Genomic DNA, 17,781 nt, shown 5'->3' on the forward strand with positions numbered 1-17,781 from the left:
TTAATAATCAATAACTTAAATCAAAAAACCGTCCTTTTATCAGAACGGTTATGGTACAAAATAATTGAATAAGTTTGAAACTACTTTATTTATATGTTAAATATGAACATTGAAGGTCATTTATGAGGTTTCCATTTTCATCCAGTTTGAATATTTGAGGTGATATGGTTATTTATCAGAAACAGAATTAATCATTTTTGAAATATCATTAGCCGTAAAGCTTCCTTTTACATCTACAAATACCATTTCATTCTTACTGGAACCTACGGTGATCAGCAGATTTTTAATGATCTCTCCGTCCTGTTTTACTCTAATGTTGACATCCTCTCCATCATGCTTTATGGCAGCCCACTCTTCATAATGATTGTTATTCAAAAACTGGGCATAGTCGTTTAACATTTCCTTATTCCCATTGGTTACAGTAAGGACTTTTATTTTAGAGGCTTTCTTAACCAGATCTATCGTCTCTTCACTTTCTCCTTCTTCTCTAAGGGCTTTCTTAATATAAGATTTAGCTAAAACCATAGGCACATTAATACTTGCAAACTGTGCGCCCTTGAAATCATATTTTGAATTCTGAAAAAAATCTATATTCGGCTTTTCTGAAACAATACACGACTGCATCAGCCCGATTGTCAGAATCATGAGAAAAATGTTTTTAAGAGTCTTCATAGGTTAGTTTTTTTTATTTGATTTGTCTGAGGCTTCCTCCCGAAATCTTGTCCACTTTGGCATCCAGCTCAGGATTTCCTTTCAATTTGACATCAGCTCCTGAAGAAACACTTACTTTTAATTTGTCTGTAACAAGTAAGGAAAGACTTGCTCCCGAAGTAGATTCTGCTACTGCCGTGGTAATCTTAAGGTCATCGGCCTTGCACGAAGCACCACTGCTGGTTTCTATTACTGCAGAAACCGCTTCTCCGGATAGCCTTACACTTGCTCCGCTTGAAGTATCCAGAGCCAATTTCTGCGTGACAAGTTCAGCATTCAAAACAGCACCAGAGCTCACTACAACAGCGGCAGCCTGTCTAACATTGAAAGCTCCTTTAATAATAGAACCTGATTCCGCATCAATTTCTATGCTGTTCTCATTAACAGGATCCACAGCTGTAAAAATACTTCCCGATGAAGTTTTTATACCGTGAAGATTAGGAGCAGAAACGTTCACATTAAGATTTTTAAATCTCAGATTTCGAACGCCTTTATTATCTACATATATTTTTAGCACTCCGTTTTCCACTTTGGTGATGACATATTTAAGTTTATCAGCATCGGCAATTACTTTTACACTTCTGGTATTTTCCTGCTTGAAGGTAACATTTACTCCCACGCTGGCATCTATTTTTGAAAACTCACCTACATTTCTGCTATCTCCATTCAGGTAAGAAGATGTATTCTCCTTCTCCGAAGTAAGGCTGCTTTTCATGGTACTTGTCACAGAAGAAGTAATTGTTTCACCGGAATTAATGATTTTGTTTACATCTGACAGTTTCATTTTTCCATTAAGAATAAATATAATATTCTCTTCTTTGGAATCCACATTGAACACAAGATTTTCCAGATAATTATCTTTTTCCTCTTCGGCCAGAAATTTCATGGAAGTACCGTCACTGCTCATGGACATCAGTTCATTAAAATTCAGGGATCGTAAAGCTTTGTTTACCCGATCTGTCTTCTCTTCGTTCATTTTTATATTCGCAAGATTTTCATCTTTTAAACGATCGGGGAAAGTGATTTTGGGGATAATCAGAATTTTCAACCCTTCTACTTCGTTCAAAATTGGCTTTATCTTTCCTACGTAAGCATCATTAACATCAATGGTATTCAGTAGTTTGAACATTGGCTTCTTGATATTGATGGATGTTACTCCTCCATTTTTTTCAAAATCCTGAAAAAGCTTGTTCAGTTTGTCAGTCTGTGCAGAAGATGTTGCAAAGCTGCTTAGCATTATGGCTATTATAAAAAATATTTTTTTCATGAGATTGATCTGATTTTTAGTATTCGCTGTCAAGATTTTCATTTTTTTGGGAAGATGCTACTGTTTTTTTAAACTCGTTTCCTAATTTCATAAAGGAGTATCGTGTAACATCCAGGGCTTCTTTTTCACTACTAATTCTTTTTCCGTTTACAATGACATAAGAGTCATTATAAGCTGTTGCAGAATCATTTAAATTTTTATTCGGGAAGGAAGAATTATCAACATATCTAGGTTTTCTTTCTTTTTTAAGCCTTCCTCTTTTGGGCAGAATTTCGTCCATAACATCTTTTTCTGCCACCTGGTTATCCTGAAAAACAGAATCTTTTTTCACTCCGGAAATAGAATCTGTATGATTCACGGCAACCTGTTCCTGATGATCACTGTTTTCTTCAATAAACCCGGATTTCTGTTTTAAGATCTCGTCTTTTACCAGTTTTTCTCTATCCAGGGCATCTGCTGTCCTGGAATTATTATAATTAATAAATAAGCCGATACCGAAAACCATCATTACACTGGCGGCCATCCAGAACCATTTGGGGAAAGAAGGTTTCTTTTTTTCGCCCAGTGGGATGATAGGTGCCATATTCTGTTCAGGCTCCGCACCTTCTGCAGTCTGAAGAAAGTCTTCAAAACTCCAGTCCATTTTTTCTTCCTTAATATCCCGGAAGACTTCGTTGTATTTATCTTGTAATTGATCTTTTTTCATAGCTCATCAGTTGTGAGATTTGTTCTTTTACTTTTTGTCTCGCACGCATCAGGTTTACCCTTACTGCATTTTCCTCCATTTCCAGCATTTCAGAAATTTCGGAAACATCATACTCTTCTACATCTTTCAAGTGGATGACCATCTTCTGTTTTTCAGGGAGCTGATTGATAAATCCTACAATATGTTCCTTAAGGTTATCAACTTCCATACTGTAAAGCTCCGAGCGATGAAGCTGCATATCCGCAAAGCCGATCTTTACATCATGATGCTTCAGGCGGTTCAGGCATTCGTTCCGGACAGACTTCAGCGCATAGGATTTAAAATTCCCGAATTGCTCAAGCTCATCCCTCTTCTGCCAAAACTTCATCATGAGATCCTGTACTACATCTTCTGCTTCATCACTGCTCATGACAAACCGCTTCGCAAAACGATACATCTCGTCTTTGAGAATAAACACCGTATTCTTGAAAGTTTCTTGGGTCATGAGTTTTGTTTCTTATAGGTAAGACAATTGCCATTACTTATCTATTACATCAAAAATAAAAAAACTTTGAAAAATTTTGATATTTTTTATTTTTTGACCCAATACTCCCTGAGCCAAACTACTTCAAAATCACAATATTTCTTTCCCAAAAGATACTATACATTACGGAAACCAGTAACTCTACACACTATTATTTCGATTTATTATTCACATATTTGTAGAGTTATCAAAGTTTTTTTTATATTTAACACCATAAAAACCAAATACTAATGATGAAAAAAACTATTTTCCGGCTATGCTTTCTGCTTACCATTCTATCTACCTTATGGTGCTGCCGGAATGAAGAATTCTCTACAGAAGATTCTTCTCAGCAACGTTCTTATAATTCTTCAGCAAGATTTGCATCAAAGAGTTTCTGGAAGGAAGACGAAGTGTACATCAATAAGGTACAACAGGTATTTATGAAAGTAGCCAATATGGAGCACGTAAAAAACAGATATGGGGATCTGTACTGGGATTATGCCATGACTTTCGGCCAGTTTGGAAAGCTATCTTTTGGTTCCTGTAGTAAAAGATAACAGAGTAGTTTTGCTGATGGAAGCTGTAAGAGAAGGAAATAAAGTCTATTTTTTTGAAAAAGAAGACAAAGGGAAAATTGATTTCTTCCAGGCTGTTATCTTTTCCAAGATCACCGATTATGGGGAGAAAACAGATTCTCAAAACTCAACCTCGTCCAGGAACACTCCAGTTTTTCAGTGCAGCACCAGATGGATTACCATAGGATGCACGGACAAAGAACCTAATTGCATTCCGTATACAACATCAGAAACAATTTGCAAATGGGTACCTGGTACAACACCCAAAACATTTGATCCTATTGGGATGGATGACGGAGGTGGGAGTGGTTATGAGTACCCGGATCCGCCAGAGGAAAAAAATCCTTGTGAAAAGACGAAAAGTATTTTAACAAATCCTCAAGTTCAGGCAAAAATTAATGAACTTAAAGCACAGTCTAAAAAAGGTGATGAAATAGGAGTTATGATAAAAGCTGATGGAACTACATCAGGAATAATCCCTGGAGGGGACCACTATGTAAATTTTGGTGACAAGACAGGTTATGTAGGAGGTTATCACAACCATACCCCTACAGGAATACCAATGTTATCACCAAATGATATTGACCAACTTTTAGGCTTTGCAAGAGCACAGCCTACTTCTAATGCTGAAAATGTAAATAATGCTTATTTGGGAATGGTAGCTACGAATGGTATGCATTATGTTATTATGTTTAGTGGCACTTATGAGAATGCTGTAAAAACTTTTTCACAGGATGATTTAAATCATTATAAAGACTTAATGAGTATTAGAAATACTATGTATAAACCTAATAATTATGAAGGATATGAAAAATTATTCTTCAAAATATTAACAGATATGGGACTTGAAGGACAGATAAATCTTCAAAGAATAGAAAGTGATGGAGTAATAAAAAACGTAACTAAAAATAACGATGGAACAATCACTGGAAACCCTTGTTCTTAAAAAGAAAAATTATGAATAGAATAATATTAATATTTGCTTTTTTTTATGTGTTATCTTGCAAAGCACAAGAATACCCTTTAAAAACTGATTATTCGGAAGTACCTAATTATTCATATTTGAGAGATACTAATAACGAATTAGATTCATTCATTGGAAATTATACAGCTAATTTTCAAGATAAACAAGTTACATTATACATAAGCAAACAGACTCATGTACTGTTTGAAGTTAGTAAATATAAATATTATAAAGATTTGCTATCTGTAAAGTTTATTATAAAGAATACTTCGGGAGTAATACTTCAAGATACGAAGAATATAACATTCTCTCCAAACCAATTTAAACATACTATATATAGTCGTTGGATAGAACCAAGTAATATGTTAATACTATATTATGGTGGTACTAATTGTGGAGTTGGATGGGGTGATATTTATTTAAAAAAAATAAATCCTACTCAAATATCATGGGAATATCGACCTAATGATATTATTCTTGATGATAGCAAGTGTCCTCCGGGAACAGATATAAAAATTTACCTTCCTGAAACAAAGGATTTAATTTTTACAAAACAGTAATATTCTAGTTTAATAATATCACAAATAATGAGAGCTTTATTACTTTTTCTTATTTTTTCATCTATATTTTCATCTTCTCAGGTCATTAAAGATTCAATTTTGGGGAAACCTAAATTTGTAAAAGAAAATGTCATTTTTCTGGATAATTCCGGTCCCTATACATTTATGAAGGGAGACGATGAATATGGTCACGCAACAAAAATGACTCCTGAAAATTTAAGAAAAAGCATGGAAGGCTCCTGGTTTGAAACCTATTTTTGCAGATATACTAATAACGAAACTTATTATAATAGAAACCGGAAAATTGTAAAAGAAATATGGTATTACAGATCAGGAGATACTGTTGATCTTTATAATTATCAATATGATCATTTAAACAGATTAACAATAAAAAAATCCCAAAATAGATATTCAGATATTGCTTCTCATTATTTTTACGAAAAAGATAATAAAACCCCAAAATTTGCAGAATCCTATTACAAAAGAAAAAATGTTATAGAAAAATTTACATTTAATTATGAAAGTTACGAACCCTTATTTGTTACAGAGTTTGATAGCATAACAAAAACAGACAGTATTTTTGCCATTACAAATGATATTTGGAAAAAAGTAGGGGAACGTTCCTACACCGAAGGCAAAGATTCCATTTATCATAAAAAATTAAGCCGTGTAAAAATCTATAATAACGACTTTAAAATAATTGAGGAGAAATTTTTTGATTATAAAAGTGATTATCAAAATAAAAAAATATCCTTAAACGGACATTATAAATATGAATATGATGAGTTTAGAAACTTAGTAAAGCAAACAGGATTCAAAAATGGAAAAATATCTTCATCCGTTGTATTTGAGAATGGAAAAAAAGTGAGGGAAGAAGATATTAATGATAATGGAACAACACAATCTACTGTATATATTTATACTAAGGATCAAAAACTGGAGAGACAGACCATGTATTATAATGATAAAATTATATTTGAAAGAGGCTTTAAATATAAAGGTAATTATATCACCAATATGACTTACCTTAATAAAATCGGGATGGAAGATAAAAACATAGTTCCTAAATTAATAACTTTCAAATATAAGTTTGACAAACAAAAAAACTGGATAGAAACGATTAAGAATGTGGACGGAAAAGATCTTTATAAATGGGTGAGAGAAATTGAATATTATTGATGAGAAATTATGAAAAACCAAATTAAAATCCCAAACCCCTGCCCTGAAAACTGGGAAAATATGCAAGACTTTCCTTCCGGAAAATTCTGTGAGAAATGTTCTAAATGTGTCGTAGATTTTACGGAGAAAACAGATACCCAAATTAATGAAATTCTTCAGATGGCTAATGGGCAGGAAATCTGCGGAAGAATTTCAAAACGATCATTAGCTTTAGCTGCTGCAGGAATTATTTTAATTACCAATCTTACTTTTGTTCAGGCGCAAACTAAAAACAATTCTGAGATTACCACTGAACAAAAAGCAAAAACAATCACACAAGTTTCAGGAAAACTGATCTTTAAAAGAACAAACAAGGAAATATCTAATGCTGAAGTATTCTTCATTTGTAAATCAAAATATATAAAAACAATAACTGATGAAAACGGAAATTTTACTTTAGAAATACCAAACGAATTAATTGAAAGAAAAAATATTTTGTACTTTGATTTTGATAAATTAAATGATGAAACCTATAAAAATCCCGACAGAAAAGTACCCAATACAATAAATGCCGATATTTACGAAAATACCTCAATTATTTTCTCTAAAAAAGAACAAATAAATGAGAAAGAATTTCAGATTGAGTCTCAGCATCGATATTTAGAAATAGGAGCTGTAGTAGTAACATCTGAAAACCCACCTGATTACTATTATTTTAATGGGAAGAGTATGAGTGAAAAGAAATTTGATAAGTTGAAAAAAGAAAATCCCAATTATCAATACTTCTTTTTCAAAGATAGAGAAGCAGAAATTATTTCCGGGAAAGGGTATCTGGATAGTTTACAATTATTATATTCAAACTAAAAAACAAACCCCTCAAAAAAATTCTGAGGGGTTTATTTTTAATTTAATACGTATCAAAAATATGTTTCAAGATTGCTTTATCCTCTTCTGTTAAAGCCACTTTTCTTCTCGCCATAGCTCTTTCTGCCACTTCATATACTTTATCCAGTCTGAATCTTTCATCATCTTTCAGTCCGCCCCATGAAAAGTTTTCCACAAGGTTAGGTGGAAAGCCTGGTTTGAAGATATTGGAAGCAACGCCAATTACCGTTCCTGTATTCAATTGGGTATTAATAGCCGTTTTGGAATGATCCCCTACAATCAAGCCCGCAAACTGCAAGCCTGTATCTTCAAACACTTTGGTTCTGTAGTTCCAGAGTTTTACATGGCTATAATTATTTTTAAGATTGGAAGAATTGGTATCAGCACCGAAGTTACACCACTCTCCTATCACAGAGTTTCCAATAAAACCCTCGTGTCCTTTACTTGTATATCCGAAAATGATAATATTATTCACTTCACCACCTACTTTACATTGAGGGCCGATAGTAGTAGCTCCGTAAATTTTAGATCCAAGATTAAATTTGGAATCCTCTCCTAGTGTAATAGGTCCACGCAGATGACACCCTTCCATGATCTCCGCATTTTTTCCAATATAAATTTTTCCTGTTTTAGTATTCAGAGTAGAAAATTCAATTTCCGCACCTTCTTCGATAAACAGATCTTTCTTATCTCCTAAAAAGCCATTGGTGGGCGATAGTTCTTGTGAAGCTCTTCCTTTAGTCAGTAATTCAAAATCAAAATCAATCGCGTGATGGTTATAAGAAAACAGATCTTTCGGTCTTTTGAAAAAAACAAGTTCTTCCTTGATATCCGTCATTTTTTCAATCTGGTTCAGCGAAAACCCTTTCATATTGATTTTAGCCGCAATCAGTTCGTCTTCATAAACCAATGCTTCCCCTTGCTTAAGATCTTTAATCTGTTGAATTACATTTTCTGTGGGAAGGAAATTGGGAACTAAAAAAAGACTTTCTTTTTCCTCAGGACTTTTAAATTTATCCTGAAGATACATTTCTGTGAAGTAGGTTACCTCAGTATTTTCAAGAATCTTCTGCCATCTTTCTGAGAAGGTAAGAATTCCGCATCGCATTGCTGCAACCGGGCGTGTAAAAGTAAGCGGAAGAAAGTCTTCCCAATATTGTGCGTCTGAAAATACCAATTGCATCATTCAGTTTTTAAGTTTAAGGTTTATGTTCAAGATCAACAAATTTACAATAAAAAAAGTCTCCCAAAAATTGGAAGACTTTAATATTTTAAATGTATAAAAATTACTTAGCGAATTTTTTATACTTGTTCATGAACTTATCAACTCTACCTGCAGTGTCAACTAGTTTTACTTTACCAGTGTAGAAAGGGTGAGAAGTTGAAGAGATTTCCATCTTGATTAGAGGATACTCTTGTCCTTCGTACTCGATAGTGTCTTTTGTTTCTGCAGTAGACTTGCAAAGAAACACCTCGTCGTTACTCATATCTTTGAAAACAACAAGTCTATAATTTTCTGGGTGGATTCCGTTTTTCATAATACTATTTTTAAAAAAATTAAGTTTGCTTTCGAAATAGTAATGGATATTTCTCTGCTAAATTTTAGGTTGCAAAAATACAACATTTTTTCTAAATTCCAAATACTGAATTCAATATTTTTTTATTGATAAGAAATTCAAAGTATTTTCGTTAAATTTGGAACTTACTTAAACTTTAATTTCAATGAAATTCAAATTATTACTGGCTTTTTCCTTCTGGATGTTACTTGTAGCAGTATCATGTAATAAAGATGATATAACGTTTGACAGTCCTTCACAGGAACTCCGCTTCTCAAGAGATACGGTATTCTGTGATACAGTATATCATCAGGTACGTTCAGAAACTTATGTTGTGAAAGTATATAATAATGAAGATAAGGATATCATGATTCCAAGAGTGAACCTTGAAAAAGGAGCTTCTTCATTATATAGGATCAATGTAGATGGAAAACCGGGATATGATTTTAAAAATGTTCCTTTAAGAAAGAAAGACAGTCTTTATATTTTTGTTGAAATTGCCCCGGAAGCTACCGGACCTGAAGCTATTGCAGAAGACAAAGTTCTTTTCACAAGTCCTGGCGGGCAACAACACGTAACTTTATTTTCTGTGGTTCAGGATGCTGAATTTTTTATTCAGACGCCTGGCAACCCGAATGTAATTACCAGTTCCACCACATGGAATAACAATAAAGCAAAGATCATCTACGGAAATCTGACTATCAATCCAAGTGTAACCCTTGATATCAACGCCGGAACTAAAGTTTATTTCCACAAAAACAGCGGAATGAAAGTTTCTTCCGGAGCGGTCTTAAATATTAACGGAACTCAGGCCAATCAGGTTATTCTTCGTGGTGACAGAAATGATCCTTATTATGATACAATTCCTAAAAACTGGAATTCTATTAAAATGGAAGCCAATTCTACCCTTAAGATGAACCATGCAAGACTTTTCGGAGGTACGAGAGGACTGGATATGAAGCAAACCAATGCTACCATTACCAATTCCTTCATCCACACTTTCTTTGAATATGGAATCTATGCTGTAGGTTCTACCGTGAATGCGAACAATCTTGTGATGAACAACTGTGGTTTATCCTGTGTAGGGATTTTCCTGGGCGGAAAACACAGCTATACTCATGCTACGATTGCGAACTATTCTAAAACAATGAGCTCTTTTGACAGAGCAGGAATTTTTGCCGCCAATGAATGGAAAAATGATTCAGGGCAGACCCAACAAGGAGCTTTGCAGCTGCTTGACATCAAAAACAGTATTGTATATTCCGACAGGGAGGATGCTGTTCATTTTGAACAAACTCCGGGACAGCAGTTTGAATTCTTACTTCAAAATTCATTAATCAAATATACGAGTGCCACCGGAGCAGGTTTCACTTTTGATAACAATCCGAATGTGATACAAACGGTGAAGAATGCGGAGCCTCAGTTTGTCAATTATTTTATGGCTAAAATGAATTTAAGGGTAAAACCCGGTTCACCAGCTCTTGGAAAAGGAAATACAGCAGTAGCAGCAACAGTACCTTTTGATATTGTGAATGTATCCAGAACGACCAACCCAACTTTAGGAGCTTATCAATAATGGAAATTACTCAGTTGCAACAGCAGGTAGATGAATGGATCAAAACCATTGGGGTAAGATACTTTAATGAACTTACCAATATGGCAATGCTGACAGAAGAAGTAGGCGAAGTAGCAAGAATTATTGCCAGAAGATATGGCGAACAAAGTGAAAAGGAAAGTGATAAGAATAAAGATCTTGGTGAAGAACTGGCAGATGTGCTTTTTGTAACATTATGTTTAGCCAATCAAACCGGAGTCAACCTACAGGACGCTTTCGACAGAAAAATGAAAATTAAAACTGACCGGGATAAAGACCGGCATCAGAATAACGAAAAATTGAAATAATTATCAATGATGAGTTATGAATTACCCATGGATTTGTAACTCATCATTTTTTAAATATCATGTAGATCATAATGAAGAAGCTAGAAAAATCAAAATTATCAGAAAATAAAACGGTACAGATCAGCGGTTCGAAAAGTATTTCGAATCGTTTATTGATTCTGGAAAGCCTGTTTAGCAATATAAAAATTGGAAATCTATCCAATTCTCAGGATACGCAATTGTTGAAAAAAGCATTATCTGAGGATACGGAAGTGGTAGACATCCATCATGCGGGAACGGCAATGCGTTTCCTTACTTCTTATTATTCTATTCAGGAAGGAAAGACTACTATTCTTACAGGTTCGGGAAGAATGAAGGAAAGACCGATCAAAAATCTGGTAAGTGCTTTGAGAGATCTTGGAGTTGAAATTGAATACATGGAAAACGAAGGATTTCCTCCTTTAAAAATTACAGGAAGAAAGATTGCTCAGACTTCTGTGAATGTTCCTGCCAATATTTCCAGCCAGTTTATCACTTCTCTGCTTCTTATCGCAGGAAAACTTGAAAACGGATTGGTGATTAACCTTGTAGGTGATGTTACTTCAAGATCTTATATTGAAATGACGCTTGATATCCTGACCAGATTTGGAATCCAAAGCAGTTTTGAAGGTAATATCATCAAAGTAGAACCTTTTACTCCTGAGAATAACGCTGAGGTTGTACATTATGAAGTGGAAAGTGACTGGAGCTCGGCTTCCTACTTCTACTCTATCTGTGCATTGGGAAGAGAAACAATTCATCTGAAAAGTTTTTACAAAGAATCCACACAAGGAGATTCTGCCATTGCTAACATCTACGAAAAGTTCTTCGGAATCAAAACTACATTCTCTGAAGAAGAGCATAAACTAACGCTTGAACCTCAGCCTGATTTTTCTTTCCCGGAAAAAATTATTCTGGATATGAACGACTGCCCGGATATTGCACAGACTCTTTGTGTAACGGCAGCCGCTTTAAAAATTCCTTTTGAAATTTCCGGATTGGGGACCTTAAGAGTAAAGGAAACCGACAGACTTCTTGCCTTATATAATGAGCTTAAAAAGCTGGGGACAGAAACAGAAATCACAGATTTAACCATTCAATCCATCAGTTTTGGAGAATCTGAAGACAATATTTCAATCAAAACGTACCAGGATCACAGAATGGCCATGAGTTTTGCTCCGTTCAGTCTGATTAAGGATCTCAATATTGAAGATGAAGATGTGGTAGAAAAATCTTATCCAATGTTCTGGAAAGATCTTGAAAGCATACTGACTCATTAATTTAACAATATAAAAGTGTGGTAATTTGAAAATGTTTTTTATTTCGGATTACCACATTTTAATTCTATCTCATAATAATGAAAACTTTCTTTTCCTTTTTGCTTGTTTTAGCCGTTTCGATTTTATCTGCTCAGAATCTGAAAAACTTTTCGGTTCCAAAAGGGTATACCCGGATTGCAGAAGCCAAAGGCGACCTTGATAAAGACGGAAAAGATGAAACAGTATTGGTATTTAACACCAACATAAAGGCATCAGACGGCAAAAACCTCGGAAATACCGCAGATTACAAAAGGGTTTTCTATATTGTGAAAAATGAAAATGGCGGTCTGAAAGTATGGAAGGAAAATTCCAGCATTCTTTTTTCAAGCGGAACCGGATTCTATCCTTCAGACAATACGCTTCAGATCACCATAAAAAATAACAGTCTTCATATTGGACAAACCTTTTTTACCAATTCAAGACATACTCAGAAATACCAACATACTTTCAGATTTCAAAACGGAGATTTTTATCTGATCGGATCTCATGATCATTTTGAAGATACCTGTGATTTCAGCTTCACCCATGAAATCAATTTTTCAACAGGCAAAGTTATTATTGACAAAGAATATTCATCCTGTGATGATGATGCCAAAATCCCTGAAAACACTCACAAAGAGTTTACTTACAAACTTCAGAACCTCATCAAAATGAGTGATTTTAAAATCGGGGAACATCAATTTAAAATACCCGGATTGAAAGAGAACTTTATATTTTAGGATGGAAGCATGAAGCTGGATGCTTGAGGTTACTGCTGGACGGTTGATCTATCATAGCCGCTTTCATTGTAAATACATTCTCCTTAAATAGGAATACTTTTAACTCTTATCAATTTCTCTTCTTCCAGCTCCCTGACTTTATACCAACTTAATCATCTCTTAAAGTTAAATTAACTCCTAGTGCTTTGATATATTCTTATTTTTAAGCTACTTTAAAAATAAAAAAACTATGTTCAAACAAAGCATGAAACGTATGACAGCGATCACACTTGGGGTGGTTACTGCATCTGTCTTTTTTTCCTGTTCCAATGACAGCCTTATGGAAAGAGACTCTAATGAAAACAGTTTAGCTACTTTAGCAAAAGTTAATAGTAGAAGTTCTTTAGCACCTATCGAGATGAACAGCTGGATGTCTGGTCTTCAGGATAACATTTCCATTTCAAAAATCTCAATTCCCGGAACTCATGATTCCGGAGCACGTGTAGATCCCCCGGTTCTATCAGGTACTGCAAAAACCCAAGACCTCAGCATTGCAGAACAACTGAATGCCGGAGTTCGTTTTCTGGATATACGTTGCAGACATATTGATAACGCTTTCGCTATTCATCACGGAGCGATTTACCAAAATCTGAATTTTGATGATGTGCTTAATGCCTGCTATGCATTTCTTAACAGCCATCCGTCAGAAACAATTATCATGTCTGTAAAGGAAGAATATGATCCTTCCAACAACACCAGAAGTTTTGAACAGACTTTTGATGCTTATGTACAGAAAAATCCTTCTAAGTGGGATCTTGGAGCAAACATTCCTACATTGGGTTCTGTTAGAGGAAAGATCAAGTTACTAAGAAGGTTCTCTTCAGGAACAACCAAAGGAATCAACGCTTCACCATGGGCAGATAATACTACTTTTGACATCAACAATTCCGGGGTACAGTTGAAAGTGCAGGATTATTATAAAGTAACTAATAATGACGATAAATGGAATGGGATTTCCAGTCTTCTTAATGAAGCTAAAAATAATACGAATGGTAAACTTTTCGTGAATTTTACCAGTGGATATAAACCTGGAATCTTCGGTATCCCAAGTATTCCTACGGTATCCAATAATATTAATCCAAGACTTAAAACATTCTTCCAAAACAATACTCAGGGATCATTCGGTATCATGCCGATTGACTTTGTGAATGCTGAGCTTTCTGAATTAATTGTTAAAACGAATTTCTAAATTATTATTTGTTAGATATACTCAAAGGCTGTCTCTCTTTTTGGGGCAGCCTTTTTGAATTTTTCTCTGCTTTTATTTCCCTCAGATTTCACAAATAACACAGATTATCCGCAAACATCTGCTTAATTTGTGAAATCTGCGGGATTTCTAAATTAAACACGCAAAAAAAGACTGCTTCGAAAACGAAGCAACCTCTCTTTGCAAAAGTAAAAGTATAAATTAAAAGCTATTTCTTAATTCCGTAAGCAGCCAGTATTTTGTTGAAAATCTCAGTGTTTTCAAACAATCCTGTGAATTCTTTTGAATTGGGGCCATAAGCAAAAACACTCGACGGAATAGAGGTATGATCATTCGTACTGAAGTTTCCAAATACCCAGCCATCCTTCAGACTTCCGTCCAATAGCGTTAAACCTCCTGTTTCATGATCTCCCACCACAATTACCAAAGTTTCTTTATTTTCATCAGCAAATTTCATTGCTTTCCCCACAACATAATCGAAGTCCAGTAATTCTGTAACCAATTGTTCTATATTATTGCTATGCCCTCCGCCATCAGTTTGTGAAGCTTCAACCATCATAAAGAATCCTTTTTTATTGTTCTTTAAATCATTTAAAGTAAGATCAAAAGCATCTGCCAGCCAGTTCCCTCTTCCATTGCTGATTCTTTGTGAAGCCAAAGGATCAATAATAAGGGTTCTGTTATTAATTTTAGTTACAGATTTCAGATCCTGATACAAATCGATTTTTGCTTCTTTGAATTTCTGCAGATTCTTCTGAGACAATCCGCTTGTAGGACCACCGATCAGGATTTTTGTTTTTGAAGTCGCAAAATCTTTCAAAATAGGCTCTGAACTGTTTCTGTTATCCGAGTGAGCATAGAAATCTGCAGGAGTAGCATCTGTAACATCTCCTGTGGAAATCAAACCGGACATCATTCCTTTTTCAGCAATAATGTCAGGAATCTGAGCTAATGCTTTTCCCATATCGTCAACTCCTACAAAAGTATTTTTAGTTTTTACACCGGTTGCAAAAGCTGTAGAACCCGGTGCTGAATCTGTAATGTAAGCGTTGGATGAATTGGTTTTGGAAAGCCCTGTAGATTTCATGTTGAAAACATTCAGTTTTCCTTTGTTCGCTGTAAAAGCAGCATAATATTGTGGTAAAGAAGTTCCGTCCGGAATCAGAAGGATGACATTCTTTACCTTTTTCTCCACACCGTCTGATTGATAAGTCGGAGTATAAGTAGCGTATTCCTTTATATTCTTATAAAAATTTTTCGGAATGGTGTTCATGAATTTTTTAAGATCCGGAATATGATCAGTATTGATATAATCTACACCTAAATCCATCAGGTTTACCCAGGCATTCGGGAAATCCGGAGCACCATAAAAACGAACAGGTTTCTGCTGAGTATGTGCTTTGTCTACTGCACTTTTGATTTTTTGTGTTTCTTCATCCCTTGGAATTCCTTTTCCGTTCCATTTTACCAATCCCGGAAGATCTGCACTGAACATTCCGATTCTTTTCAGTTGATCTGCAGAATAGTTTTTATCAAGATCTCCATCGAAGTAAAGATAATTGGGATAGTTGTTAAAATCTGCCGGTTGAGGCCTTCCTCCGGTAATTACAATTTTAATTCCCGGATTTTCTGTGATCTCAGGATATTTCTTTAAAGTACTCACCAAAGCCGCCAGTGTTGTTTTATAATCCTGCTTAATATCAATCAGCAACTGAAGCTTTTTATTGACATCAGAATAAATATATCCTTTATTCAACTTAATCTGTTTTGAAATCGGATCGAGATAAAGATTTTCCAGCGTTCGATCTGCGGAAAGTTCTTTTTCAGTATGGGCCACCCAAAGTTTGTCCTTTACCAGAAAAACATCAGCTTCGATAGATCCAAATTGAGCATAGTAAGCCTGCCAGAAAGGGATCTCCTGCATATAATCATTATGTGAATGTGCATTCCCTACATTATAATTTAAATAATTTTGTGCCTGATTTTCAGAAAAGGCAGCCAGAGCTAATACAGCTAATATTTTTGATAATTTCATTCGTATATCATTATTTTTTTAGGTCAGATGAAACAACCTATCTCCATACCTTTGAAAAAACTATATCACCACAGAAGGTTCTGTAATGATATAGTGACTTATATATAAAAAGATTAAAATTTTACCAGCCTTCATTTTGTTTAATGATCCCGTGACTGTTTACGATTTCAGCCTGTGGAACTGCCCAAACATTATGTACAGCCGGATTAAAGTTTCTTGCTGCCCAGACTACCTGTCCATTGATACCGTGCAGAGGTTTCGCATACGCTGCCTGTGCATCTCCCCAACGTACAAGGTCTCTGTGTCTGTCCGCCCATTCACCCGCCAGTTCACAACGTCTTTCATGTTTCAGATCAGCCAGTGTACATCCGTTTTTTGCAGGTAAGCCTGCACGTACTCTGATCATATTGATTTCCTGGTCTGCAGATTTCCCTTGCATCAGTGAAGCTTCTGCCTTGATCAGAATAACCTCAGCATAACGCATAATCGGAACGGCAAGGTCTGTACACGGATAATCTCCGTTGGCACTCACGTGACCACTTTTCAGCTCATATTTGAAGGCATCCATATATTTATTGAACTGATATCCGGTAAGGGAATTGGTAGAAGCGTATGTTCTTTCTTTTCCGTTAAAGGTAAATTTGTCTCCTATTTTAAGAATGGTAGCACTCCTTCTAAGATCTCCGGTTTCATATTCATCAAACAATTCCTTAGTCGGTTGGAAGTATCCCCATCCGTTATATTCTCCCCATCCTTTGTTTTCAAGCATTACTCCCGGAAGAATACTTCCCCAGGCTGTAAACTTTGTAGTTCCAGGGATTGACCAGATATATTCTGAGCTGTAGTTATTTTCGGATTTAAAAACATCTGCGAAATTACCTAATAAGGCTCTGTTTCCTTTAGTCATTACTTCATTAGCCCAGAATTCTGCATTCTTCCAGTCTTTCATAAACAGATATACTTTTGCTAACAATGCCCAAGCTGCCGCTTTATGAGGTCTTCCATAATCCTTTGCAGGAAGTTCTGCCTGTGTAGGTAATAATTCGGCAGCTCTTTTCAGGTCATTCACAATGTAAGTATAGTTTTCCATGACGTTAGCCGCTCTTGGAATCGGGTTGGTATCAGGGTCTTTTGAACGATCTATGATAGGAACTCCTGCTTTTTCATTTCCGTAAGAATAGGCCAGTTCAAAATACATTCTGCTGCTCATGAACAGAGCTTCTCCAAGATATTTATTTTTGGTAGCCTGCGAAGTCTGAATATTATCAACATTACGGATCACACGGTTGGCCACTCCAATCACATTGTATCTTTTGTTCCATTGGGTTTCAAGATCTCCTGCTGCGATATAATTGCTGCTGAAGTTTTTTGCATTATCTGCCTCACTTTTTGCTCTTCCCGTTACCATATCATCACTGGCATTGATAAACCAGAACAGCCCTCTTCCATAAAATTCACCATCAAATAATGGTTTATACATCGCATTTGCTCCGGTAATAAGGTCGTTTTCCGTTTTCCAGAAACTGGCTTCCGTAGGGGTTCCTTCCGGCTGAACATCCAGTTCTCCTGTACATGACAGAAGCATTACTGATATTCCTGATACTAACAATATTTTATTGAAAAATTTCATTTCTTTTACTTTTTGTTGGTTAAAA

Annotated in this window: 18 protein-coding genes; 10 read left to right on the forward strand and 8 right to left on the reverse strand. The window is 35.3% G+C overall.

Translation table 11 applies throughout. The features are described from left to right. Positions 1-168: 168 nt before the first annotated feature. From BUE84_RS21155 to BUE84_RS21170, 4 genes are read right to left on the reverse strand one after another with little or no spacing between them, the layout of a single operon-like run. A complete protein-coding gene (locus tag BUE84_RS21155; protein ID WP_079243385.1) occupies positions 169-672 on the reverse strand; it encodes a DUF4252 domain-containing protein in 504 nt (167 codons plus the stop codon). A 13-nt stretch (positions 673-685) separates the two neighbouring features. Further along, the gene (locus BUE84_RS21160) at positions 686-1,978 is read right to left on the reverse strand and encodes a DUF4252 domain-containing protein (protein ID WP_238594303.1); all 1,293 of its coding nucleotides are present in this window, start codon (positions 1,976-1,978) and stop codon (positions 686-688) included. A 16-nt stretch (positions 1,979-1,994) separates the two neighbouring features. Continuing rightward, entirely contained in the window at positions 1,995-2,684 is a 690-nt protein-coding gene (locus tag BUE84_RS21165) for a hypothetical protein (RefSeq protein WP_079243386.1), read from the reverse strand. Then, positions 2,659-3,168: an RNA polymerase sigma factor gene (locus tag BUE84_RS21170; protein WP_002976192.1), complete on the reverse strand. Its 510-nt coding sequence runs from the start codon at positions 3,166-3,168 to the stop codon at positions 2,659-2,661. The genes BUE84_RS21165 and BUE84_RS21170 overlap by 26 nt, the downstream gene beginning before the upstream one ends. A gap of 269 nt (positions 3,169-3,437) precedes the next feature. Here BUE84_RS21170 and BUE84_RS21175 point away from each other — a divergent pair, with 269 nt between their 5' ends. From BUE84_RS21175 to BUE84_RS21195, 5 genes are read left to right on the forward strand one after another with little or no spacing between them, the layout of a single operon-like run. Next, positions 3,438-3,746: a hypothetical protein gene (locus BUE84_RS21175; RefSeq protein ID WP_145953317.1), complete on the forward strand. Its 309-nt coding sequence runs from the start codon at positions 3,438-3,440 to the stop codon at positions 3,744-3,746. Then, a complete protein-coding gene (locus tag BUE84_RS21180; protein WP_079243388.1) occupies positions 3,709-4,710 on the forward strand; it encodes a hypothetical protein in 1,002 nt (333 codons plus the stop codon). The genes BUE84_RS21175 and BUE84_RS21180 overlap by 38 nt, the downstream gene beginning before the upstream one ends. 11 nt (positions 4,711-4,721) lie before the next feature. Next, complete coding sequence (locus BUE84_RS21185) at positions 4,722-5,288, forward strand: DUF6705 family protein (RefSeq protein WP_079243389.1); 567 nt, start codon at positions 4,722-4,724, stop codon at positions 5,286-5,288. A 27-nt stretch (positions 5,289-5,315) separates the two neighbouring features. After that, positions 5,316-6,467, forward strand: a complete 1,152-nt coding sequence (locus tag BUE84_RS21190; RefSeq protein WP_079243390.1) for a hypothetical protein — start codon at positions 5,316-5,318, stop codon at positions 6,465-6,467. A gap of 9 nt (positions 6,468-6,476) precedes the next feature. Then, complete coding sequence (locus tag BUE84_RS21195; protein ID WP_079243391.1) at positions 6,477-7,310, forward strand: hypothetical protein; 834 nt, start codon at positions 6,477-6,479, stop codon at positions 7,308-7,310. Between the two features lie 43 nt (positions 7,311-7,353). Here the strand turns inward: BUE84_RS21195 and BUE84_RS21200 are convergent, their stop codons facing one another. Further along, positions 7,354-8,514, reverse strand: a complete 1,161-nt coding sequence (locus tag BUE84_RS21200) for a GlmU family protein (protein WP_185117030.1) — start codon at positions 8,512-8,514, stop codon at positions 7,354-7,356. Positions 8,515-8,617: 103 nt separating this feature from the next. Further along, a complete protein-coding gene (locus BUE84_RS21205; RefSeq protein ID WP_002976190.1) occupies positions 8,618-8,869 on the reverse strand; it encodes a type B 50S ribosomal protein L31 in 252 nt (83 codons plus the stop codon). A 184-nt stretch (positions 8,870-9,053) separates the two neighbouring features. On the opposite strand from BUE84_RS21205, the gene BUE84_RS21210 reads away from it, so the two are divergent. The 5 genes from BUE84_RS21210 to BUE84_RS21230 all read left to right on the forward strand — a co-directional run bounded on the left by BUE84_RS21210 (position 9,054) and on the right by BUE84_RS21230 (position 14,073). Then, positions 9,054-10,463 carry a hypothetical protein gene (locus BUE84_RS21210; protein WP_079243393.1) on the forward strand — a complete coding sequence of 470 codons (1,410 nt, stop codon included), beginning with the start codon at positions 9,054-9,056 and terminating at the stop codon, positions 10,461-10,463. Continuing rightward, a complete protein-coding gene (locus tag BUE84_RS21215) occupies positions 10,463-10,789 on the forward strand; it encodes a nucleotide pyrophosphohydrolase (RefSeq protein ID WP_034692883.1) in 327 nt (108 codons plus the stop codon). The genes BUE84_RS21210 and BUE84_RS21215 overlap by 1 nt, the downstream gene beginning before the upstream one ends. Positions 10,790-10,860: 71 nt before the next feature. Continuing rightward, positions 10,861-12,087 carry a 3-phosphoshikimate 1-carboxyvinyltransferase gene (locus BUE84_RS21220; protein WP_079243394.1) on the forward strand — a complete coding sequence of 409 codons (1,227 nt, stop codon included), beginning with the start codon at positions 10,861-10,863 and terminating at the stop codon, positions 12,085-12,087. 77 nt (positions 12,088-12,164) lie between these two features. Then, on the forward strand, positions 12,165-12,845 hold the full coding sequence (locus BUE84_RS21225) for a hypothetical protein (RefSeq protein WP_238594304.1): 681 nt from the start codon (positions 12,165-12,167) through the stop codon (positions 12,843-12,845). Between the two features lie 229 nt (positions 12,846-13,074). Then, positions 13,075-14,073 (forward strand): phosphatidylinositol-specific phospholipase C, encoded by a 999-nt coding sequence (locus tag BUE84_RS21230; protein ID WP_099049864.1) that lies wholly within the window; start codon positions 13,075-13,077, stop codon positions 14,071-14,073. A gap of 226 nt (positions 14,074-14,299) precedes the next feature. On the opposite strand, the gene BUE84_RS21235 is transcribed toward BUE84_RS21230, so the two are convergent. Together BUE84_RS21235 and BUE84_RS21240 are read right to left on the reverse strand one after the other, a co-directional pair. Next, positions 14,300-16,126: an alkaline phosphatase gene (locus tag BUE84_RS21235; RefSeq protein ID WP_079243396.1), complete on the reverse strand. Its 1,827-nt coding sequence runs from the start codon at positions 16,124-16,126 to the stop codon at positions 14,300-14,302. A gap of 121 nt (positions 16,127-16,247) precedes the next feature. Then, entirely contained in the window at positions 16,248-17,756 is a 1,509-nt protein-coding gene (locus tag BUE84_RS21240; RefSeq protein ID WP_079243397.1) for a RagB/SusD family nutrient uptake outer membrane protein, read from the reverse strand. Positions 17,757-17,781: the final 25 nt, after the last annotated feature.

The sequence above is a fragment of the Chryseobacterium indologenes genome, assembly GCF_002025665.1.
In the GTDB taxonomy this organism is placed as follows: domain Bacteria; phylum Bacteroidota; class Bacteroidia; order Flavobacteriales; family Weeksellaceae; genus Chryseobacterium; species Chryseobacterium metallicongregator.